12 protein-coding genes and 1 pseudogene are annotated in these 23,463 nt (G+C 38.6%); 6 read left to right on the forward strand and 7 right to left on the reverse strand.

The features are described from left to right. A pseudogene (locus tag Q0625_RS03075) lies at positions 1-8,455 on the reverse strand (hypothetical protein); the annotation flags it as partial. Between the two features lie 597 nt (positions 8,456-9,052). Here Q0625_RS03075 and fumC point away from each other — a divergent pair. Next, positions 9,053-10,450, forward strand: coding sequence for a class II fumarate hydratase (fumC, locus tag Q0625_RS03080; protein WP_298823429.1), 1,398 nt, complete (start codon positions 9,053-9,055; stop codon positions 10,448-10,450). A gap of 37 nt (positions 10,451-10,487) precedes the next feature. Further along, positions 10,488-11,054, forward strand: coding sequence for an elongation factor P (gene efp / locus Q0625_RS03085; RefSeq protein WP_009642588.1), 567 nt, complete (start codon positions 10,488-10,490; stop codon positions 11,052-11,054). Between the two features lie 56 nt (positions 11,055-11,110). Here efp and ybeY read toward each other — a convergent pair whose 3' ends face one another. The 3 genes from ybeY to Q0625_RS03100 all read right to left on the reverse strand — a co-directional run bounded on the left by ybeY (position 11,111) and on the right by Q0625_RS03100 (position 13,395). Further along, positions 11,111-11,527 (reverse strand): rRNA maturation RNase YbeY, encoded by a 417-nt coding sequence (ybeY, locus tag Q0625_RS03090; RefSeq protein ID WP_298823430.1) that lies wholly within the window; start codon positions 11,525-11,527, stop codon positions 11,111-11,113. Between the two features lie 61 nt (positions 11,528-11,588). After that, positions 11,589-12,629, reverse strand: coding sequence for a glycosyltransferase family 9 protein (locus tag Q0625_RS03095; RefSeq protein WP_298823431.1), 1,041 nt, complete (start codon positions 12,627-12,629; stop codon positions 11,589-11,591). After that, positions 12,619-13,395: an exodeoxyribonuclease III gene (locus Q0625_RS03100; protein WP_298823453.1), complete on the reverse strand. Its 777-nt coding sequence runs from the start codon at positions 13,393-13,395 to the stop codon at positions 12,619-12,621. The genes Q0625_RS03095 and Q0625_RS03100 overlap by 11 nt, the downstream gene beginning before the upstream one ends. A gap of 250 nt (positions 13,396-13,645) precedes the next feature. Here Q0625_RS03100 and Q0625_RS03105 point away from each other — a divergent pair, with 250 nt between their 5' ends. Together Q0625_RS03105 and Q0625_RS03110 are read left to right on the forward strand one after the other, a co-directional pair. Continuing rightward, entirely contained in the window at positions 13,646-14,620 is a 975-nt protein-coding gene (locus tag Q0625_RS03105; RefSeq protein WP_298823432.1) for a M23 family metallopeptidase, read from the forward strand. Continuing rightward, entirely contained in the window at positions 14,620-14,946 is a 327-nt protein-coding gene (locus Q0625_RS03110) for a MerR family transcriptional regulator (protein WP_298823433.1), read from the forward strand. The genes Q0625_RS03105 and Q0625_RS03110 overlap by 1 nt, the downstream gene beginning before the upstream one ends. On the opposite strand, the gene rlmD is transcribed toward Q0625_RS03110, so the two are convergent. Both rlmD and Q0625_RS03120 read right to left on the reverse strand, forming a co-directional pair. Next, positions 14,941-16,359: a 23S rRNA (uracil(1939)-C(5))-methyltransferase RlmD gene (gene rlmD / locus Q0625_RS03115; protein WP_298823434.1), complete on the reverse strand. Its 1,419-nt coding sequence runs from the start codon at positions 16,357-16,359 to the stop codon at positions 14,941-14,943. The genes Q0625_RS03110 and rlmD overlap by 6 nt on opposite strands. Before the next feature lie 51 nt (positions 16,360-16,410). Next, on the reverse strand, positions 16,411-17,274 hold the full coding sequence (locus Q0625_RS03120; RefSeq protein WP_009642063.1) for a sigma-70 family RNA polymerase sigma factor: 864 nt from the start codon (positions 17,272-17,274) through the stop codon (positions 16,411-16,413). A 446-nt stretch (positions 17,275-17,720) separates the two neighbouring features. Between Q0625_RS03120 and rpe the strand changes: the two genes are divergently transcribed. Both rpe and Q0625_RS03130 read left to right on the forward strand, forming a co-directional pair. Further along, positions 17,721-18,368 carry a ribulose-phosphate 3-epimerase gene (gene rpe, locus Q0625_RS03125; protein ID WP_298823454.1) on the forward strand — a complete coding sequence of 216 codons (648 nt, stop codon included), beginning with the start codon at positions 17,721-17,723 and terminating at the stop codon, positions 18,366-18,368. Positions 18,369-18,430: 62 nt separating this feature from the next. Next, a complete protein-coding gene (locus Q0625_RS03130) occupies positions 18,431-20,431 on the forward strand; it encodes a hypothetical protein (protein ID WP_298823435.1) in 2,001 nt (666 codons plus the stop codon). Positions 20,432-20,496: 65 nt separating this feature from the next. Here the strand turns inward: Q0625_RS03130 and Q0625_RS03135 are convergent, their stop codons facing one another. Beyond that, positions 20,497-23,319, reverse strand: a complete 2,823-nt coding sequence (locus tag Q0625_RS03135) for a carboxypeptidase-like regulatory domain-containing protein (RefSeq protein ID WP_298823436.1) — start codon at positions 23,317-23,319, stop codon at positions 20,497-20,499. Between the last annotated feature and the right edge of the window lie 144 nt (positions 23,320-23,463).

Below are 23,463 nucleotides of genomic sequence, written 5' to 3' on the forward strand. Positions count from 1 at the left end.
GTCCTCCATTGCTAGGTATAGTTACATCTACATTAGTAGTTGTTACTGGGTTACCATTCAAACGATCATTGGTAAGGATATCTACTGTTCCTCCCTTAGCTACTGTCGTATCTGGGTCATTATTCGCAACTATTGTTGAAGTTACTTTTACCTTTACAGTTGCTGTATTAGAGCAAGCTGCAGGAGTATTTCTGTCACAAATACGATAAGTAACTGTATAGGTACCTACAGGAGTATTGGCTTTCACCTTCACCTGACCTGTTGCGGTATCTATCTTCACATAAGTATTAGGGGTTACTTCCGCAATTGTCACATTACTTATAGTAGCTCCATTACCATAGAGTTTATCATTGGTCAATATATTATAAGGAGTACCACCATTATTTTTCACTACTTGCTCGCTACTGCTTGTCTTCACAGGAGTGGCTGTATAGTCATCATCTTTGGCTACAACAAAGCGAATCTTTGCTGTCTTTTGAGTTTGATTATTAAAGCCATCCTTAGCTGTAAAGATAACTGTGATCTCTCCTGTTCCACATAGGTCTGCAGGTTTTACATAATTATTAGTAATTACAGGTGTACCACAAGTATCTGTAGCCACTGCTGTTGCAAGCCAGTTGGTAACTAATGTATCAAAATTAGTAGCTGAACAATCAAGTACTATATCATTGATAGTAAGTGTCGGTACTTGGGTGTCATCTACCGTATAGGTTACCGCTACACGAGCACTTTGACAACCATCTTTTTCTTGGCTTACATACTTAGTAGTTATAGTCTTAGTTGTTACATGTCTATCTACCTTAGGAGAAGCTGCAAGAGCAGTGCCTCCAGTAGCTGCATCATACCACTTGAGAGTATATCCTGAAGCTGGAGTTACCAAAGTAGCCATATCAAATAGTGTGCTTACCGAAGTAGGACACTCTGTACGAGCTGGAGCTACTGTCGGAGCTGATGGATTAGTAAGTGCTATAGTAACCCCTACTTTATCCGTTTCACAAGAGGCGTTGGACTTACTTACAGTATAAGTATCTGTTGTTGTAAGTTGCTGATTATCATCACTTACCAACACGCCATTTTTATATACTTTTACAATAGTAGTATTGGTATCTACTCTTGCCTTGAGAGCAGCTACATTTGCTCCTTGGCAGAACGTATAGGTTTGTCCAGCAGTTGGTCTACTTAAAACAGTTATATTATAGTTAAAAGTAAGTACATTGGCTCCACAGGTAAGTCCTTCTGCCTTGACAGAGTAAGTACCTGAATGAGCAGCTTGTAGAGAGTTGATCTCTAACTTAGGCAATGTAGTCTCTTGGGTCGTACCATTAGGCAATGTCCAAACATACTTGGTCGCTCCTATAGATCTCAATTCTATAGTAAGAGCTGCCCCTTCACAATAAGCTGTATTCAGCGGATTCTTCAATAGAAGATTTGCTTGAGAAGCATCTGCTATAGGCAACTGACGCCATACAGGTTCTGAAGCACAAGCCGAATCAGTAATTCTCACCCAACGAGAGTTCTGTCCTGGTGCGAAAGTACCTAAGTTTGTAAAGGTTACTTCCACTCCCTTGGCAGCCGTTTGGGTAGCGATAAGTGTACCATTCTTTACATCATACAGATCATATTTATAAGTACCAGAACCACCTATACCATTGATGGCTTTTACCACAATTTTACCTGTATTGTTCTCACACTTATAGCCTATATAGCCATTTCTATCAAAGTTAAGAAGTACATCATCTACACTTATATCAAAAGTACGTGCACAACCTTCTGTACCACCAGTACTTATATACTTAATTAGATCTTGTTCTTCTCTACCTCCTACACCTATTCTTGCACCATATATAAAGGTATAACTACCTTCAGAATTTTGGTTTCTAGGTAAGGAGAAATACTGGTCAGCCGAAGCAGGATTAGCTGGGTCATATACCGCTTTGATATAGGTCTTACCTCCTACGACATCGGATAAGTTGCCACTTACTGTTACATCTCTATCAGTTATACCATTAGGACGTCTGAATAGGTATACATAAATTTTTCTATTTTGATTATTTACCTTAAGCCAATCAAAATTAGCATTTCCTCTGAAAGGATATACCTTTACTTTAGTACATTCAGTTTCTGTTGCAGGAGTCAATGCTTTCTCTTGATAAGGTGGCTGCACCAAATCAAATTCTTGCTTAGCGGAATTTCTACCACTATATACATAGGTTACATTTCCACAAGTATCTTCTACTTTAATCTTATAGGTACCCTCAGGCAAAGTAAACATTTGGGTCATATCATCTTGACGAGAAGTTGCCATAATGTTAGTTGCCCGCTTATTAGGATCTGTATATTGGATAGTAACAGGCACATTGAGTCTCAATTTACCTGGTTCATCTGTATATCCAGGAGGCGCTTGCAACAAGGTAACTTTGAAACCATTCATAGAATACATAGTTCCTGACTGGTTCACCCTATGGTACACTTGTATATTTCCCTTAGGTGCTTCATTACTTCCAAAGCATCTTGTTTGAGGAATATATTCTCCTCCAGGACGTATTAAGCTATAAAAATCATCAAAACTATTAGTTTGTGTCTGTGTTTGTCCATCTCGAGAGGTGAAAATTACTTGGTAACGGCGATCTCTCTTGAAAGGTTGTCCATTACTCAATGTAGTAACATTCTTTCTCTCAGTAGCATAGGTGATTTGTCCCTCACCTACCTTTTGCCCTGTAGTTGTATCTTTTATTTCATAACTTACAGGATAACACACCATTTGGTTCTCGGCAGTTACTGACATCTCTGGCGACTGGCAAGTACCTCCAAAGACAATACCTGTATTCATAAAGCTCATTCTACCCACGAGCATCGGAGTTGCTTGGTTATTACAGCTGTTATGTCCTTTGATACGGAAATAGAACTTAGGATGTTTAGATGTGTCTCCTTTTAAGTCGTTATAGGTACGATTATGCACTCGCAAATCATAGTATATTACATTATTTATAGCAGAGGACGTACCTGCTGGCACAGTGAAAAGATCACGCCACACTATACGTGCATCATTAGGGTTACCTCCATAGTGCTCCTGTAAGTCTTTGTCAGAATAAGCCGTATATTCATATAGTCGTACTAACTCAGGCGTATTGAAATACTTATAGAATGGTGAGTTGGTATTGTTACTATAACGAATATCTAAATAATCACAACTGGCTTGTCCTCCATTTTGGATATCTCTGTATGCTTGATCATTACCAAAATCATTATTAGACCTATCAGGTGCTGGGAAATCACGCTGCATACGAGCAATCGTTGCAGGTACAGGTTGCCCATTAGCTACATTACAAGTAATAAGGCGCGCCTTATAATTACCCGCCGGCATATTATAGTCTGTAGGCTTCACAAAAAGAGTTGTTCCTTCTTTGTCACTCTCTGTGATTGTGAATTCAGTAGCTCCAGTATAGCCTGTTGGGTACTCGGTAAGCTGTACTCTGTAAGACTTACCTGTTTGAGCATTCTGTATTTGGAAACGCAACTGCCCTGTAGAGATACAATTAAGCGAATTGTTCGTAGATTGGAAGTTCAGCGTTTCATTACCTCCTGTACCTTGTTGTACAGTCACTTTCACCCTTGTACTTTCACAGGTTCCTCCAGCATTAGTTTGTGCCACATAGTAGTCTCCAACAGTAAGAATAGTATTAGCTGCCAAAGATGTCCCTCCTGTAGCTGATTGATACCAACGAATATTAGGTCCTTGTGGTTGTAAATTAGCCACAGTAGCAGTAGCACCACAAACTATTTGTGTAGTTTGTGCTACAGTAGGTGCATTAGGTTTGGTTATATCTACAATGCGAATTGGAGAAGGACATCCTCCTGTTGGCGTATAGGTATAGCTATATTGGGTAGCTGTGATCGGAGTATTATCAGCCAAAGGTGCCGAAGTAGGTGGATCTACAGTTCCCTCATATATTTTAAGTTCATCTGAAACACGAGTTGATTCAGCCGCTCTTATGGCTGCACGGATCTGACCCACAGTAGTAGGACAGGTTTCTATTTTATTGAACCCTCCAGGTTGTGGTGCAGTTCCTATGCTATAGGCAATAAGTCCTTTCGGACTGATACACTTACCTGCTTGCTCAATAGTATAATAATAGGTAAGCGCTGTATTGATAAATGCTGTATCTGGTTGCTGGTCATAACGATTACCATTCTTAAGATAAATCTTAGCTGTACTATCCCCTATAGCTGTACGCAAATCAACAACTTTAGGTGTTGTTGAACAGAAAGATACTACTTTAGTTGGTGCAGGGGTTACATTAGTTGATTTAGTTAAGGTAATAATTGCTTGAAGGCTAGGACATTTTCCAGCATTTTCCAAAGTATATTGGTACTTATCCGCCATATCCCAATCAATAGGATCTGTAGCAGTTTGTAGCACTCCATCTTTATATACTTTCTTATTGTTTCCTGTTATTTTAGCCAATAAGTCAGCCACGGTAGTGTTTTCACAAAGAGAAACACTAATAGGAGCTGCTGGAGTAACATCAGTTGAAGCAGAAAAATTTAATTGCTTAGGAGCTGATTCACATTTTCCTGTTTCTGTTACAGTATAATATAAAGGTTGATAAACAAAAAATTCATTTGGCGTATATTCACTATATCGTTCTGAATAATCATCCTTTATATATAATTTTATACCATTGGCTTCTGCATTAGGATAAGATTCCCTTATCTTAGCTTTGACTTGTTCATGAGTTACATAGGCATTTCCTCGATTATCCAAACTTGTACAAAGAGAGAGTGTTTTAGCCTCTACTTGTGTAACAGCTTTAGCAGTGAAGGTAACATTTGCTTTAGCTGTTTGACAATTATCACTCACCTGCTTAGTATAGGTAATATTACTATCACTTGTAAGCTGATAGTTATCTGGTAACACAGTGTTATTTTGATAAATAAAAATTTTAGCAAAATCATTAGGATCTATCAGCTTTTTGAGCTGAAGTACATTTAGTGCACAAATAGTCCCTAAGCTCTTTGCTGGAAGAGCTGCAGTAGAAACTTTATTTACCTGAATAGCAAGGACTTTACCATTACAAAAACCTGATTTTGTATATCGTAAATATACTGTCTTAGGAGTTCCTTCTGTAAGTGTCCCCAAGGAACTTGTCTCTGACTTTTTATTATTTTCTGCATTAGCATCCGCTAGATTCTCATACCAATCAAAGCCTACATTAGCCGATCTTACACTTGAATTATTAGCTAAGATATATTCTTTTATATCTTTATATGTAGGTGCTACTTTACAGATATTTACTGTTGTATTTGTGTAATAAGACACAACAGGAGCTACTGTAAGAGTATTCTCTACTTCTAATATCCTATCACCACAAGCATTCAGTACACTATATACAAAAGTGATTGTTCTACTAAGGAAGTCTATCGAATTAATATTTACAATTCCATCATTAGGTACACTTACAACACCTGCTTTATCTCGTATTTTGGTTATAACAGAAGGATTAGCTGCTAGATAAGTTGTAAGAGCAGCTGGTTTGTTAAACAAGCTGTTCAAATCAAAAGTTTCATTAGCAATACTACCATCCACACACTTCCTTACAGGAGTATTAGCAGGCATAGTAAATTTAGGTATAGAAACTACCTTACGCTTGAACTTATAAGATTGCAGGTTAGCCCCAGCAATACATACATTTACATCACCAGAGAACTGTCCTATAAGCCTTACTCCATAAGTATATGTAAAATCATCCTCTGTTAAAGAATCTATGACATATTCATTATTTCTTCCTAATACATGTAAAGGATTATCAGAACGATACCACTCTATTTTGACCTTAGTTCCAAGTTGAGGAATAGAAAGCTTAGCTCTTTGTCCTGTACAATAAAACTCTTGTTCTGTCTCGAGTTTAGGAGGAATAAAGTTAGACACTTTATAGTCCACAGTTCTAGCTTCTCTACAAGAATCTTCTACCTGAAATACATAGCGAGCCTCACTATCAGAACCATCTATATTGAGGAAGAAGTTTTCGTCATCGGACGCTATATTAAGAGGGGTTGTCACTCCCGCTACTACTTTCGAAACAAGCTTGTAAGTGTATGGAGGAATTCCTCCACGTGGTCGTACTGCTACTTGATATTTATTATTGTTACAACCAAAACCATATACTTTTGGTTCAAGCATTGTTCCTCTAAATTCCTTCTCAGAAATCACCTGCTTACAATCATAGCTTACTCCTTGTCTCATAAAACCAGAAGTAGCTGAAACAAAATAAGCCAAACGGAATTTTCCTCTTGTATTACCTGTTATCTCATATTGATAAGGTGCATTATTACTAGGAGTGAACAGCTCTACTCTTTCCCATTGTCCGTTCTCATCATTATAACGTTCAATCAAGAAAGAAGTATAATCTTTCATTTGAGTAGTCGTATAGATAAAGTTTAGTTTAGGTGTACACCCTTCTACCCAACTGATGTTATAGGTTTCTCCTGCCAATTCATACTCCTGACTTGCAGTTACTCCACAAGCATTGGTATGTTCTATGGTATATTTACCTTTAGGTAAATCCCTTACCATCCAATATTTATCTGTTATACGCTCACTATCCTTTATTATATAAGGTAAGGTCATCCCTGCAGGAAGCTTTGACGTATCTGCAGTGGTAGCCTTAAGCACCATTTGAGTAATAGGACTACCTGTACGTTGCTCAATTACCAATGTTGCATAATCAGTACCAGAGGCACTTACTCCCTTACAAGTCCCTGCTGGATGAGGATATATCCCAGAAGGAATAGCACTACTTGCTGGAATTATCACGGTTTTTGTTTTTACCCTATCACAGTTTTCATAAACCATTTTGAAAGTAAATTGCTGTCCTGCAGTAAGGAATTGTGGATCTACAAGATTAGAATCATTACCATCTAACCTTTTAGCATATTTATTATTCAAAGAAGGATTAGCACTGGTAATTTTATAGAAACCAGCAGCTTCAGGAATGAAGCCTGAAGGATAATTCTCTAAAACAAAGTAGACAGGGATATTAGTATCTCTAGTGGAAGCAGTAGAATATACAGTATTCCTTACAATTGCTACTGAATTACAAGAATTTCCTACCGTTATATTATTTAATGTTACATTTATTGCATCAAAAGGATCATCTACTGTAGCCTGTTTTTCTGGAATATTTTTTGTGGTACCACAAGATATGAGTTGTGAATTTATCTTCCACACACCATATTCTACAGGATAGTTTTCTCGTATATAGTTACGAGTATAGAGAAACGTTTCTACTCCATTGCGTTGAGATATTGCAAAAATAGTCTCCAACTCTCTGCGATTATTAATAACATAAGTCTTAGCATAGGTACGATTTGTTGGAGATTGAAAAGTTACATTGATTGTAAATGGATAAGGAAATGCATCCGCATCCAATATTTCTTTAAGATTATCTATCTCAAAGAACAAACGATCAAAACTCACATAACGACAACCATACTCCCAAGCTGATAAATTTTCCATTCTATTAATGGTAAAATTGTAGTTCTTAACAGTAACAGGTTTAGGCTGCTGAGCATTCCCTCCTCCTATGGCACAATAGTCTTCTACTCTTACCTTATAGTTACCTACGGGAATATTGGTAAAAATATTAGATGTTTGACGAGTAGTAGCAGTACTATAGGCTGTATCATCAGCTTTGAGCAATGTAAAATAAAGAGGATACTTACCTTTGGTTACATTTACTTGTATATTTCCATTATGTCCAGGACATACTGAAGGTACATACAAGACTGTATACTCTGTATCCTCCAGAGCTAATTTCACTTCTATGTTTTGTACTTCTATTTTTTGAGTAGGATCAGTCTTATGTTCAGCTAGAATATCATACTTCCCTGCTGCAATGGCTTGTAATCCACTGGCAGGTGAGATGTGTTTAGAGCGATCATAATTTGCATCTGTACTTTTCTTGATAAAGAAATTATAATTTGCTTCATTAGCTCCTGTGCCTATAAGCTTGAAAAAGATTCCTCCTCCTCGTAAGCACCATTCTTGCTCTACTCTTATTGATAGTGCAAGTGTAGTTTGTGGAGTAATGGTATAGTCAAATCCTGTTTCATAGGAACAAGCTCCATTCTGTACCTTAAGAGAGAACCTACGAGTTGTATTTACTACTCCTATAGGGATACGAAGAGTAATTTCCACTGGAGTACCTGTATAAGTCTTACTATAGACAGCACCCGACTGATCGGTAAGGGTATAAGTAGTACCCGCTAAAGGATAGCGAACAACAAACTCACCCACCGTTCCCTGAGTAATTTTCTCAAAAGTAGTAATACGCGTTTGCTCCAGAGCCTTCTGTATATTTGAATCACAACTCTGTGCAAGCAATCTCCCTGAGGAAAAAAACAAAACAAGAATTAATAAATTAATAAATAGTGGTTTCTTAATTTTCTTTATCATCTTTTATTTTTTAATAGGATAAATTTGGGCGCAAAGATATTATATTTTTTGATTTTCGTGATAAAAAGTTATCAACAATTAAGATATTTTTTTTTCAATCTAAATAGAGTCGCAACCAAGCTAATTTCTTCTGATGATTCTTTGATATATTAGGTATCCTAACAAAATAATACTTCCCCTTTTATTTACAAGAATTCATCTCTTAGAAATTCCTACAAATTAAATAATTATTGTGGCACTATATTTTCTCAAACTATATACCATATTATATATAGGTAAGATTTCTTAGTACATTGTTTTAGGTTATCCTATTCTCACTATAACAAAACTATCATTAATTACCATCCTAAGTTAACGTAAGTTTGATATAACAAAAGCTCCCTATGATTTTCACAGATTCCACAGATTTTCTATATCTGTGGGATTGTGCTGTTGCAATTTACTTCCATTAATCTTCTATTTTTGAATTATGTATCTAAAAATACCCTACAAACCTTTAGAAAAAAATTTGGTAGTCTAAGAAAAAAAATATACTTTTGTGTCATCAAAAAGTGATACTTTTTTATCCTCTGAAAAAATCATTAAAACTATATACCAATGGAATATCGTATTGAAAAAGACACCATGGGTGAAGTAAAGGTCCCCGCTGACAAGCTTTGGGGAGCGCAAACAGAACGTTCTCGTAACAACTTCAAAATAGGGGCGCCTGCTTCTATGCCTAAGGAAGTTATCTATGGCTTTGCCTACCTTAAGAAAGCGGCCGCTTATGCCAATTGCGAATTGGGCGTACTTTCTCAAGAAAAACGAGACTTGATAGCAAAAGTATGTGATGAGATCTTAGAAGGCAAATTGGATGACCAATTTCCTTTGGTAATTTGGCAAACAGGATCTGGGACTCAATCCAATATGAACGTGAATGAGGTCATTGCCAATCGTGCTCAACTCTTAGCAGGAAGAAAAATAGGAGAAGGAGAAAAAGTCCTACAACCTAATGATGATGTGAATAAATCACAATCATCCAATGACACTTTCCCTACAGGAATGCATATTGCAGCCTATAAAGTGGTTGTGGAAACAACTATTCCTGGTCTTGAAAAACTTAAAAATACATTACAGAAAAAATCAGAAGCTTTCAAAGATGTGGTAAAAATAGGACGTACTCACCTTATGGATGCCACTCCCCTTACCTTAGGTCAAGAATTTTCTGGTTATGTGTCTCAGTTAGAACATGGTATTAAGGCGCTAAAAAACACCCTTGCGCATCTTAGCGAATTAGCCCTAGGAGGTACTGCAGTAGGAACAGGGATCAACACGCCTAAAGGATATGATGTATTGGTTGCCAAGTATATAGCTCAATTCACGGGTCTTCCTTTTGTAACTGCTCAAAATAAGTTTGAAGCCTTGGCTGCTCATGATGCTATGGTAGAATCCCACGGAGCGCTTAAGCAAATCGCAGTATCACTTAACAAAATCGCTAATGACATACGCCTTATGGCGTCTGGTCCTCGTAGTGGTATCGGGGAAATCTTGATTCCTGCCAATGAACCAGGTAGCTCTATCATGCCTGGAAAAGTGAACCCTACTCAGTGTGAAGCTGTTACCATGGTGGCAGCCCAAGTAATGGGTAATGATGTAGCCATCAGTGTAGGGGCTACTCAAGGACACTACGAACTAAATGTATTCAAGCCTGTGATCTGTGCTAACTTCCTACAATCTGCACGCCTTATCGGAGATGCAGCTGTAAGTTTTGAAGAGCACTGCGCTTCAGGTATTGAGCCTAACTATGCTCGTATCAAAGAATTGGTCAATAATAGTCTTATGCTCGTTACCGCTCTTAACACCAAAATAGGCTACTACAAGGCGGCCGAAATCGCTAATACGGCTCATAAGAATGGCACTACCCTTCGCGAAGAAGCTATCCGCTTGGGCTATGTAACCCCTGAGGAATTCGATGCTTGGGTACGTCCTGAGGATATGGTAGGAAGTCTCAAATAAATTATTAAACAATAAATATTAAATATATTCAATAAATATGGCAAGTACAGCTGATATTAAAAAAGGATTATGTATCCGTTTCAATCATGACATTTACAAAATCATTGAATTTCTCCATGTAAAGCCTGGTAAAGGGCCTGCTTTTGTGAGAACAAAACTCAAGAGTGTTACTACAGGGAAAACCATTGACAACACTTTTTCTGCAGGACATAAGATAGACGATGTGCGTGTAGAGACTCGTTCTTTCCAATATCTCTACCCAGAGGGCGAAGAGCTTGTGTTTATGAACGTAGAGGACTTTAACCAAGTACATATCCGCCGTGATATGTTGGACTATCCAGACTTACTCAAAGAAGGGGAAGTGGTGATGATTATTTTCAATGCCGAAGATGAAACACCTCTTTCAGTGGAAATGCCTGCCAATGTGATTCTTACAGTAACTCATGTAGAGCCAGGGGTAAAAGGAAACACGGCTACCAATGCCACTAAGCCTGCTACGGTAGAGACAGGTGCTATAGTGAATGTACCACTCTTTATCAACGAAGGTGACCGTATCAAAGTAGAAACTGAGAAAGGTACCTATGTGGAACGTATGAAGGACTAATTCCTCTCCCCAACAGAAGAAAAACCTTTGAGTCTCTTAAGACTCAAAGGTTTTTTCTATTTTAAGAAAAGAGTCATTTTCTCTTCTTCTTTCTCTCGCATTTTCTGGGATTCTTCCTCAGTTTTGTCCTTATAACCACATAAGTGCAATATACCATGTGCCATTACCCTAAGCAGTTCTGTAGAGAAGTCCACCCCATAGGACTGAGCATTCTCCCGCACACGATCTATAGAGATATAGATATCACTTGAGAGCAAATTATCCTTACCATAGTCAAAAGTAATGATGTCCGTAAGGGTATCATGCTGCAAATAATCTACATTGATCTTGTGCAAGTAGGTATCATCACAAAAGATATAGTTGATATCCCCTTCCTTTTTGCGTTCAGAAGCAATGATAAGTTGCACCCAACGACGGAAATCAGCTTCTTCCTGAGGTAATTCAAAAGGAAGCTCATAAAAAAAATGTATCATAATAGTATAAAAGCGTTTTTTATCGAGCAAAAGTATAAAAAAAGTTCGAAAAGATACTAATTTATTTTTCTAAAATAGTAGCTATCTTACGTAAAATATCTTGTAAAGAAATAGTTGTTATGGATTTTTCATAGCCTTCAGGATATTTATTTCCAAAAACCGAAGTAGGTACTAAGGGATATTGGTTCCTATCCGCCACCAAGCAATTTTCCTCGCTTTGTCCATAAGGAGCAAAACCTGCATAAGGGTGTGTTACTCCCCATAGAGTAAGGGTAGGCACCCCATAATTAGCAGCCAAATGAGCATTACCACTATCCATAGCAAGCATAAGATCTAAATGGCTTATCAGTGCCAACTCATGAGCAAAAGAAAGACGGCCTACCATAGGCTCTACATTGGAATAAGTGGGCAAAGTACTAACTAACTTCTTTTCTCTTTCTCCTCCACCAAAAACGAATAATTTCGCCTTAGGATAACGCTGAGAAAGTGCCGTTATAACCTCTTTCATCTGCTCAAAAGGATATTCTTTCCCTTTATGAGAAGCAAAAGGAGCGATACCTATATTTACATCTGTACTCATCAATACCTTGAGTGGTTCACTAAGCATAGGCTTAGGTGAAAAATAATCCTTATCCCACGAAATAGGATACCCCAAGCGTTCAAATACGGCAGCATATCTCTTATAAGAAGGTAACAGAGGCGCAAAAACCTTATTTTTAGCACGGGTAAGTGCCTTTTTCTCTTGTCTGCCCTTGTCTATCTGCTTAAAAGGTACGGAAGTAAAAGAGAAAAACAACTTTAAAATATTTGTTCTCAGCACATTATGCAAATCTGCTACTTGGGTAATTCCCTCCTTTCTCAAAGCCCTAAACAAACGATAAAGTCCCCTTATCCCTTTGTGTGCTCCCTTCACATCTATTGGAAACACATGGGTATGGGGAAGATGTGCAAAGAGGGGAGCAAATAGCGGTCGAGTAAGTACTGTAATCCTTAGCTCTGGGTATTGAGCTGTAAGAGCATTGAGCACTGGCAAACTGATAGCCACATCGCCCATAGCTGAAAGTCGGATCACCAAAAGGTGTGCAGAAGCTTTATTTTTCATCAGCTGATTTTATTTCAACTAAGATAGGACAATGATCACTGTGCTTAGCCTCTGGAAGAATAGCCGCTCTCACCAAGCGAGACTCCAAAGGTTGTGCCACCAAGCAGTAGTCAATACGCCATCCTTTATTATTGTTACGGGCATTAGCTCGGTAGCTCCACCATGAATAGTTATGCGGTTCCTTATTAAAGAAGCGAAAGCTATCAATAAAACCACTCTTAAGGAAATTGTCCAGCCATTTGCGTTCCACAGGAAGGAATCCTGATACATTAGCATTGCGCACAGGATCATGAATATCAATAGCCTCATGACAAATATTATAATCCCCACAGATGATGAGGTTTGGATAGGATTGTTTGAGCTTATTGATATACTCTTGAAAATCAGCCATAAACTGCAACTTATGATCAAGTCGGTCTATATTCGTCCCCGAAGGCAGGTAAAGACTCATCACTGAAAAATCCTCATAATCAGCACGTAGGATACGTCCTTCCTTATCCATATAGTCTATGCTGGCTCCCACTTCTACATGCTTAGGTTTTGTTTTGGAGAGAATCGCCACCCCGCTGTATCCTTTCTTTTCAGCTGAGTGAAAATAATGATAAGGATAGCCTGCCGCCTCTATGGCTGTCAGGTCTATTTGGCTTTCAAGAGCCTTAATTTCTTGTAGACAAATTACATCGGGGTTTGCTGCTGTAAGCCATTCTACAAAGCCTTTGGTCATAGCCGCACGAATCCCATTTACATTGTAAGAGAATATTTTCATCATAACGAAATAAAGTGCAAAAGTAATGAAAATTTGTTGATTTGCCAATTTGTCGATTTGCCGATTTTGCCGATTTGCCGATTAGCTCATTGACTCATCAGCTCATTGACTCATTGGCTCATCAGCTCATTGGCTCATTGGCTCATCGGCTCATCAGCTAATTAGTACGTTAATTTTCTTTTTCTTTTGATATGAATTTTGTATCTTTGCCACGCATAAACAACATATACTAGATTAAAAAGCATCATTTATGGCAAAAGTCAAATACTATTACGACTCTGAAACACTCTCTTTCAAACAGATTAATAACCGAAAGAGGCGTATTAAGTATATGTTTTTCTTCTTGTTTTCTTCTTTTCTCTTTGCCTTGATTATAGTGGTAATCTTTTATAACATCAACTTCATGCAGACGCCTAAAGAGCTTTCCCTTAGGCGAGAGTTAAAGGAAAATGAAATACAATTCGCTATTCTTGACGATAAGATGAAACGAATGGAAGAGGTACTTGACCGTATTGCCGATAGGGACAACACCCTCTACCGTACTTATTTTGAAATGACTCCTATCCCCGATGCTCAGCGAAAAAGTGGATTTGGTGGGGTCAACCGATACGAATACTTAGAGAAATACAGCAACTCGGAAATGCTTATTGAGATGACCAAGCACTTGGAATCCTTGGAAAAACAGCTGGCTATACAATCCAAATCTCTAGATGATATTGTAGCCTTGGCGAAAGAAAAAGAAAAACTCTTGCAATCCCTTCCTGCTATTCAACCGGTGCAAAATAAGGATCTCAAGCGCATGGCATCGGGCTATGGCTTCCGTACTGACCCCTTTACAAAAGTAAGAAAATTCCACTATGGCATGGACTTTTCAGCCCCTACAGGCACCTCTGTCTATGCTACAGGCGACGGAGTAGTAACCCGTGCTGACAACAATTCCTCTGGCTATGGCGAACATATCCGTATAGACCATGGTTATGGCTACGAAACGCTCTATGGTCACCTAAGCCAATATAACGTCCGTCCTGGTCAAAAAGTAAAACGTGGAGATGTGATAGGTTTTGTAGGTAGCACAGGCCGATCCGAGGCTCCTCACCTACATTACGAAGTAAAGAAAAACGGTGAACACCTCAACCCTATCAATTTCTACTATGGCAGCCTCTCAGCCGAAGAATATGCTGAAATGCTTAAGAAATCTACTCAAGGCAACCAATCCTTAGACTAATGGAAGTCCCTAACAAAAAACGCTACTACTCCATAGGCGAATTGGCAGAAGCTTTCCATGTGAACACCTCCAAAATTCGCTTTTGGGAAAAGGAATTCGACTTCCTTTCCCCTTCAAAAAGCATGGCAGGTAATCGCCAATATACCCAAAAAGATATAGAAAACTTTCGCCTAGTATATCACTTGGTAGAGGAAGAGGGCTATACCCTTGAGGGGGCAAAAGCTAAACTCAAAAACAAACCTAAACAACTACTCTCTACCTTGGAGATCATAGAAAGGCTCAAAGCTATCAAAGAAGAACTTCTCTCTATCAAGAATGAATTATAACCCTTCTTTCAACTCCAAAAGGGCTACATTTTCGATATGATACGTTTGAGGGAACATATCTACAGGACGTATTTTAACCACTCGATACATAGCCTCCATCAGAGCTAAGTCTCTAGCTTGGGTAGCACTATTGCAGCTGACATAAACAATTCTTCGGGGAGCAATCCTAAGAATCTGAGCCACTACATCCTTGTGCATACCGTCGCGAGGAGGGTCAGTGATAATTACATCAGGGATACCATGTGTGGCGATAAAGTCCTCATTGAAGATATTTTTCATATCCCCTACAAAGAATTCCACATTATCTATCTGGTTATTACGTGCATTCTCCTTAGCATCGGCTATGGCCTCAGGTACAGCCTCCACTCCTATAACCTTCTTCGCCTTTTTAGCCACAAATTGGGCTATGGTACCTGTACCCGTATAGAGGTCATACACTAGCTCCTCCCCTGTCAGTGCTGCAAAATCACGTGTAACCTTGTAAAGTTCGTAAGCCTGTGAGGAATTAGTCTGAAAAAATGACTTAGCATTAATCTTGAAATGAAGCCCTTCCATTTCCTCATAGATAAAGTCACGCCCATGATAACATATTACTTCTTGGTCATAAATAGTATCATTAGGCTTATTGTTGATGATATATTGCAGAGATGTAATTTGTCGAAATTGTTCCAGCAAATAGCCTAATAATTGCTCTCTATCTTCCTTTCGCTCCTCTAAGAACTGAATAACCAACATAAGCTCGCCCAATGAGGTGATACGTATCATAATGGTACGTAACCAACCTGTATGGTTTCTAGGATTGTAAAAAGTATATCCTTGAGAAAGTGCATAGGCCTTTAGCGTATTGCGAATAGCATTGGAGGGATCTTGTTGGAGGTGACACTTATGGATATCTAACACCTTATCCCAAGCTCCTGCAATATGGAAGCCCAAGCCATTACGACTATCAATAGTCTCTTTAGATGCAATCTCATCAGGGGTAAGCCATCGGGTCTCACTGAAAGAAAATTCTATTTTATTACGATAGAAATACGGCTTTTCACATCCCAAAATAGGCAAGGTCTCTTCTGGGATAATCCCTCCCAAGCGCTTGAGGTTATTGACCACCTCCTGCTGTTTATAGAAGAGTTGGCTTTGGTAGTTCATGTGCTGCCATTGGCAACCGCCACAATAAGTAAAGTGCTCACACACGGGCGTTTCCCTCTTTGATGAATACTGATGAAACTTCACAGCAATTCCCTCATAGAAGGCCTTTTTTTTCTTAGTAACCTGTATATCTACTACATCTTCAGGAACAGCATTTTCAACAAAGATAACACGTCCATCGGGAGCATGTGCAATGCTTTTCCCCTTGGCTCCTGCATCGGTAATGGTAATATTTTCTAATAAGAGAGGTTTCTTTTCTTTTTTCATTCTTTAGAAGATAGATTTTAGGGGTTAGACAACTGCTAACCCCTATTGGTATTATCCTAAATAAGTTTTAAGGATTTTACTTCTTGAAGTGTGCTTAAGTCGGCGAATCGCTTTCTCTTTAATCTGTCGTACGCGTTCACGGGTAAGCTCAAAGGTCTCCCCGATTTCCTCAAGCGTCATAGGATAATTTTCCCCAAGCCCGAAGTAGAGACGTATCACATCAGCCTCTCGTGGGGTGAGGGTCTCAAGAGCACGCTCTATCTCTGTTTTGAGTGATTCATGCATGAGTTCCTTATCAGGATTGGGTGACTCTCCACTGCGTAACACATCATATAGGTTGGAATCCTCCCCTTCTACTAGTGGCGCATCCATGGAGATATGCCTTCCTGAGTTCTTCATGGATTCTTTCACATCATTGACCGACATATCCAATTCCTTAGCGATTTCCTCTGCTGAAGGTACACGCTCATGAGTCTGCTCCAAATAGGCATAAGTCTTATTGATCTTATTGATAGAGCCTATTTTGTTAAGTGGCAAGCGCACAATACGTGATTGCTCCGCCAAAGCCTGCAAGATAGATTGGCGAATCCACCATACTGCATAGGAGATGAACTTAAAGCCACGTGTCTCATCAAAACGCTGGGCGGCCTTAATCAACCCCATATTACCCTCATTGATAAGGTCAGGCAAAGTAAGTCCTTGGTTTTGGTATTGCTTAGCTACAGAAACTACAAAACGCAAATTGGCCTTAGTGAGGCGTTCGAGGGCTATCTTATCTCCTGCCTTAATACGTTGGGCAAGCTCCACTTCCTCATCGGCAGAAATCAGATCTACCTTACCAATCTCTTGTAAGTACTTATCCAAAGAGGCAGTTTCCCTATTGGTAACCTGCTTGGTGATTTTAAGCTGTCTCATTTATAATGATCAATTGTTAATGGTTGATTATTAATTACTTAGTTATTAATTCTTCTATTATACTATAGAAATTTCTCTTCCTTCACTCGCCTGAGAAATTCTTTTGCCTCACGACTAATGCCTTTCATTCATTCCAACATGATCTTTACCTCAATTTGCCATATGTCGCTAAGAAAATACAATTAACAAAAATCATTCCAAATTATATCTTGTTAACTGTTTTTAAATCTAAAAACCAACAATATAACCACATTTAACTCATTCACTCTTTTAATAACATAATCTTTATGTTCTTATCTAGCAAACATGGCAGATTCACTAGCAGCTATCTTTAGAAAAATGTCAGAGTGGTTTGTCTGACATTTTTTCCGATTTTATTTTGATTGCTTAAAAAAAAACGTATCTTTGTAGCTTATAAACGCAAATATTATTTTTTTATATTCATTATGCTTATTGCTCCTTCTCTATTAGCGGCAGATTTTGCCAACTTACAGAAAGACATCGAAATGGTCAATCGCAGCAAAGCGGATTGGTTTCATATTGATATTATGGATGGGCTATTTGTGCCCAACATTTCCTATGGAATGCCTGTGGTCAAGGCTATTAAAGCGCACGCCGAAAAACCCTTGGACGTACACCTGATGATTGTAGATCCTGACAGATACATAGCAGAGTTTGCCCGCTTAGGTAGCCATACCCTATCGGTGCATTACGAAGCTTGTACTCACCTGCATCGCTCCCTTCAAGCCATAAAAAACGAAGGAATGCTGGCAGGAGTTGCCCTAAATCCACACACTCCTATTAGCGTGCTGGAGGATATCATCACTGAAGTGGATTTGCTCCTTATTATGAGTGTCAATCCTGGTTTCGGAGGTCAATCCTTTATAGAAAACACCTACAAAAAGGTGTCCCAAGCTAAAGAATTGATCCTCAAAACTCATGCCAAAACCTTAATAGAGGTAGATGGTGGAGTCAATGCCGAAAACGCTCCCAAATTAGTAGCTGCAGGTGCCGATGTCCTTGTGGCAGGAAATTTTGTTTTCTCTGCCTCTGATCCTGAAAAAACGATTGCAGACTTGAAAAAAGACTGCTAATTATATACAGAACTTGTGTTTCTACACTTAAGAGATTATACTAAAACATAAAAAACTAAAATATGGAAATAGAACAAGGGTATAAGATACAAGCTGCTCCGCAATGGGCAGATACCCTAACCAACGAACAGATTATCAAGCTGTGTGAAGATTCTCCTTTCTCTACTGAACAAATAGAGGAAGGAAGGGATTTCTGCTATTTACTCAACAAATACTACTATGTAGATGACCAACAAAATGCTGACTATGCCCTGATGGCTTATACCCTTACCCAACCTGAAAACTTGGAACGTGCCTCCATGAGTGATATGGTCTTGGAGGAAAATGAGTGCTATGAGATTCATCGTATTGCAGTAATACGCGAGGGAGAATATATTGACAAGCTCCCCGATACGAATATCAAAATCCTTGACAATGAAAACAATAGTAACGGAGGTGTACTAAGTAAGTCTAAGAAAATAAACGTCTCCATCCGTGACCTTCGCCTCTACGATATCTTGATCTTGGAAGATACTCGTACAAAAGTGTTTTCTGAAAAAGAGTTTGTACGTCGTGATTTTGTAAAACATATCTACGTAACCCCAGACACTTATTGGGCTTATGGAAAATATCACTACAAATTCATCAATAACCGAGAAAAAAAGGTAGCCTATAAGCGGTTTTTCTTCAGAGATACCGAGGGGAATGCTATGGAGCAACCCATCGAATATTTGGAAAAAGGACAAGTACTTGAAATCTCTCACACCAACTATATCAATCCTGTCGATCCCAATAGAGAAATATTCCCTTTTATTGATTTTGCAACTGAAAGCACTTGGAAAGACCTCTCAAACTATATCTATCCCTTGTATGAGGATGTACTAAAACAGTCTAACCTACAACAATTTGCCCCTGACTTAGTGGAAAAGTTAGACAAACTCCCTACACTAGACGAGCAAATACAATTCGCCATTGAGTATGTGCAGAATAATATCTATTATACTTACAATGCGGACGAGATGAACGGACATAAGCCTCAAGAACCTGCTATCACTTTCCAGAACAAGCAAGGCGATTGCAAGGCTAAGTGTGTGCTGCTTAAGACAATATTAGATTACTTGGAAGTAGATTCCTCTATCGTCCTTGTCAATTATAACGCTGATTTTTATCTGAAGTATTACCTACCCTCACTCCTATCATTCAATCACGTAATCGTAAAAATACGACACAACGCAGAGGATTATTTTGTAGATGCTACTTCTCGCAACGAGTTTGGTCGCTTGGAAAAGCGTACAGTACTTAGCTTCTGCCACTATATGGAAATCAAGGAAAACGCAAGCCTGCAGGTACGTAAGGCCTCTTTCTTTGAGCTACCTTGCATTGATGAACATGTAAAAGTAGTTGTAAATGGCGATAAGGGAAAGATCACTCTCAATACTACCTATCGCTACAATCGCGCTAATAATATGCGCAACTATTTCAAGCAGACTAACAAAAAAGAACTTATAGATGGCTGGAACCGCTTCCTATTCTATAACCTTAATTATATCAATGATAGAAGTGAACAGGATATCCGTGAGATTTTCAAAGATGCTAGCATTAGAATAGAAAACGATAATAAGGAGGAAAACGAACTAACCATAGCCTATGAGGCTACCATTATAAAACCTTATTTTACCAATAAGGAAGGGCGAGAGTTTCTCATGTACTTTGATCATTCGGTTCTTAAGAAAGATCTCATTGATTTCCGTCATAAGGATAGCAGCTATTGGCATAACTATGACAGCGAACACTATATCATAGAGCTATATGCCGATAAGCCTATTGATACCAAAGAAAAATACACCATTCAGGAATTGGATATGAGTAATGATTATTTTACTTATACAAGCAAAAAAACCATTGATAAAACTTCTGGAAAAGTGGAAATTTCCTATAATCCACTCTCTAACATAGAGATTACACTAGATAAGATCCAAGAGCTTAAGGACGATTACAACCGTATCGGAGATAGTAATTTTGGCTTAGGGATAGATATACTCCCTAAGGGTATCTTAAGTAAGATAAGGTCTTGGTTTAGTTAGACTTCTTCCTAATGCAAAAACAAAAAACTACCTCTTTCGAGGTAGTTTTTATTTTTGTATACATCTTAGAAGTGATACTTCAATCCAACATTCCAAGTACGTCCAAAGCCAAAGTAGACTCTATTTCTCACATCTATACCTTTATAGGTATCTGGAGTGTCATTTTCAACGGCTTGGTTAGTAGTGGATTCAGCTATATAAGTGGTATCCAAGATATTATTCACATTAGCTAAAACAGTAATAGACTGTTTCTTTCCAAAAGGATATTTGTAAGAAATTCCTCCCTCAAAAAGGCTATATTGTGGAAGCTCAAGGCTATCAAGATTAGGATTTTTCACCATAGCTGTAACATCCATTTTTGCATAAAGGCTATTAACATAGTGCCAACTCAAATCAATATTAAGATTTTCGATAGGAGTAACATCTACTCCAAGGTTGGCTGTCATATGGGCAGACTCCCCTACCTTAATATTATCCAATTTGAGATCAAACTCTGAGGAACGTTTGCCAGAGAGGATATATTCAGAGTTATCCGCTGAAAGGAATGTACGTACATTTGTTCTTCCCTTGTAGTACCAATCCCCTGCAGAGAACATACCTACAAACTTCAGATACCTATTCATACGATAAGAAGCATCTAGCTCTATCCCTTGGTGCACTTCCCCTACTCCGTGTAGTTCTACAAAATATTGTGTATTTCCGTCCCATTGACCATCTCGGCGTATATAGCGATCTCTCCAAGATGTATGATACAAATTCACATTAGCTACAATATTATCTTGTCTGAAACCATAGCCAAGTTCTATACCAAATATCTTCTCATTGGTAAGTCCTGTATTAAGGAAGTTTTTATAATTAGGATACACTGCATCAAAGAAAGGCTGACGAGAGTAATAACCTATATTTAGAAATACATTATAGTTCTCATCTATATTATAATTAGCCCCTCCTTTCACATTATAGCCAGGGATTGATTTATAGGAAGTAGTTTCAGGCATAGCCGTCTCTGGTTTACCTCTAAGAGCAAGAGTACCTGGTTTCATAAAGAGGTCTATACGCTGGAACGACTGCATAGAACCTGACCATTGTGCAAAAGCAGAAAAATCTTTGCTTGCGTATTCTATCTGTCCAAAGGTTCCTATCCAACGTACATTTCCGTCATTCCTATAAGTGATTTGAGCATCCAAGGGGTCTATACTGCCACCAAAAGGATTAAAACTTGGCCTATCAGAGATAGTATAAGCAATATTGCGTGGTTGAGAAAAATTTCTATTAGAAGCATCTGAATAGAACTCAGATCCTAAGAGGTTGCTAGGGATTTCATAGTGGTAACCCTTGTAATAACGACCATCAAGCCCTACACTGAATGAAATATGTTCTGTGAATTTATGATTGAAGTTGGTCAAAAAGCCAAACCAATTATGAGAATTTACCAAAGCTTTACGTGCAAATCCTTCTGTTACACCATAATCCCTATTATTGTTAGGGTTGGTAACGCTTCTTCTTGCATTAGCTACATAAGGAGTTCCATGAGTAGCTACCGGCTGACCTGGAACAGAAACATCTTCTCCTTGGTTATAATTGACAATACGTTCCAAATCTATCTGACCATCACTGGTTCTAAAATTATTGGCATACAAAGGAATAGGACGTCCATCTCTATAGAAACCTCCTGTCCAAGCTGCTCCTGCATCACGAGTACCTGAACCTCGTCCAAAGGAAGCATAAACTACTGTACTCAAAGAGGAACGATCATTAATCGCCCAATCCCAGTTGAGCATCATCACTGGCTTGTGATACACATTGCGACGGAAGTTGAACGCTTTTCCTTTATAGCTTCCCCAATCGGAGTTATAACGACGGTTAGGCTCTCCATTAGATCCATATTTTAAATAATCTTGAATAGAGATGTAATTACTGCGCTGGTTGTGCCACTGGGGCGCTCCGGTGAACATGAACTGAAGTGCATGCTTATCATTAGGCGAATATCCTAAAGCCAAGAAGTAATTATAACTTTCAAACTGCGAACTATCCACATAGGTAGCTCCTGCGGTACGACTAAGTAATACTGAAGCTGAGAAACCATTCTCTTGCTTTCCTGTATTATAAGCAGCCAACCCTTTGTAGAAACCATCATTTGCTAAAGTGGCCGATGCAACACCTCCCTCTGGCATATCTGCTGCACGAGTTACTATATTTATAGTACCTCCTACTGAAGCTATCGCAAGCTTAGAAGCACCTAATCCTCTCTGTACCTGCATGGCAGAAGTAACATCGGACACCCCAGCCCAGTTACTCCAATATACCCTACCATTTTCCATATCATTGATAGGCATACCATTGATCATCACAGCTATGTTCTCATTGCCAAAGCCACGAATGTTAATTTTGGAATCGCCATAGCCTCCACCTGACTTTGTTGCATATACTGAAGGCGTTTTCTTGAGCAACTCAGGAAACTCTTGGTTTCCTAATTTGTTAACAATCTCAGCGGCATGTATAGTAGAAACCGCCACAGGAGTCTTACGCTCCTTGGCTACATCCAAAAGCGTATTTCCCGTAATTGTTATCCCTGTAAGCTCTTCCGCATCTGCAGACAAGCTAATCTGGAGTACCACTTTGTCTTTGGTAATGGTAAAAGGTACCTCCTTAGTCTTAAAACCTATAAAAGAGACCTCCAATATACCCTTCTTTTGGGTTGTCTTAAGAGTAAACTTTCCTTTATCATCGGTAGAAGCTCCATGAGTAGTACCTTTTATAAGCACATTAGCCCCTAACAAAGGCTCCTTGAATTCCTCATCTATTACTGTACCTGTAATAGTCTGCGCTGAGAGAGTCATCATCATAAAAAAGACTAACAAACTCAGCCAATACTTGACTTTCTTCATTTTCTAATTAGTATTATATTGTTGCTTTCAATGTGGCAAATTTAGTGATTTTTCACCACTATACATATAATAATTTGTTAATCTTAAGAGGTGTTTATCAACATTAATTGTTGAAAACTTTCAACAACTGTTCATAAATTTCTT

It is taken from the genome of uncultured Capnocytophaga sp. (genome assembly GCF_938029845.1).
In the GTDB taxonomy this organism is placed as follows: domain Bacteria; phylum Bacteroidota; class Bacteroidia; order Flavobacteriales; family Flavobacteriaceae; genus Capnocytophaga.

What these genes read in the sequence shown, in the direction of transcription:
- Q0625_RS03100 (WP_298823453.1), bottom strand. Translation starts at nt 13,395, where the DNA reads ATGAAAATATTCTCTTACAATGTAAATGGGATTCGTGCGGCTATGACC.
- efp (WP_009642588.1), top strand. Translation starts at nt 10,488, where the DNA reads ATGGCAAGTACAGCTGATATTAAAAAAGGATTATGTATCCGTTTCAAT.
- Q0625_RS03105 (WP_298823432.1), top strand. Translation starts at nt 13,646, where the DNA reads ATGGCAAAAGTCAAATACTATTACGACTCTGAAACACTCTCTTTCAAA.
- Q0625_RS03130 (WP_298823435.1), top strand. Translation starts at nt 18,431, where the DNA reads ATGGAAATAGAACAAGGGTATAAGATACAAGCTGCTCCGCAATGGGCA.
- rpe (WP_298823454.1), top strand. Translation starts at nt 17,721, where the DNA reads ATGCTTATTGCTCCTTCTCTATTAGCGGCAGATTTTGCCAACTTACAG.
- Q0625_RS03095 (WP_298823431.1), bottom strand. Translation starts at nt 12,629, where the DNA reads ATGAAAAATAAAGCTTCTGCACACCTTTTGGTGATCCGACTTTCAGCT.
- Q0625_RS03110 (WP_298823433.1), top strand. Translation starts at nt 14,620, where the DNA reads ATGGAAGTCCCTAACAAAAAACGCTACTACTCCATAGGCGAATTGGCA.
- Q0625_RS03120 (WP_009642063.1), bottom strand. Translation starts at nt 17,274, where the DNA reads ATGAGACAGCTTAAAATCACCAAGCAGGTTACCAATAGGGAAACTGCC.
- Q0625_RS03135 (WP_298823436.1), bottom strand. Translation starts at nt 23,319, where the DNA reads ATGAAGAAAGTCAAGTATTGGCTGAGTTTGTTAGTCTTTTTTATGATG.
- ybeY (WP_298823430.1), bottom strand. Translation starts at nt 11,527, where the DNA reads ATGATACATTTTTTTTATGAGCTTCCTTTTGAATTACCTCAGGAAGAA.
- rlmD (WP_298823434.1), bottom strand. Translation starts at nt 16,359, where the DNA reads ATGAAAAAAGAAAAGAAACCTCTCTTATTAGAAAATATTACCATTACC.
- fumC (WP_298823429.1), top strand. Translation starts at nt 9,053, where the DNA reads ATGGAATATCGTATTGAAAAAGACACCATGGGTGAAGTAAAGGTCCCC.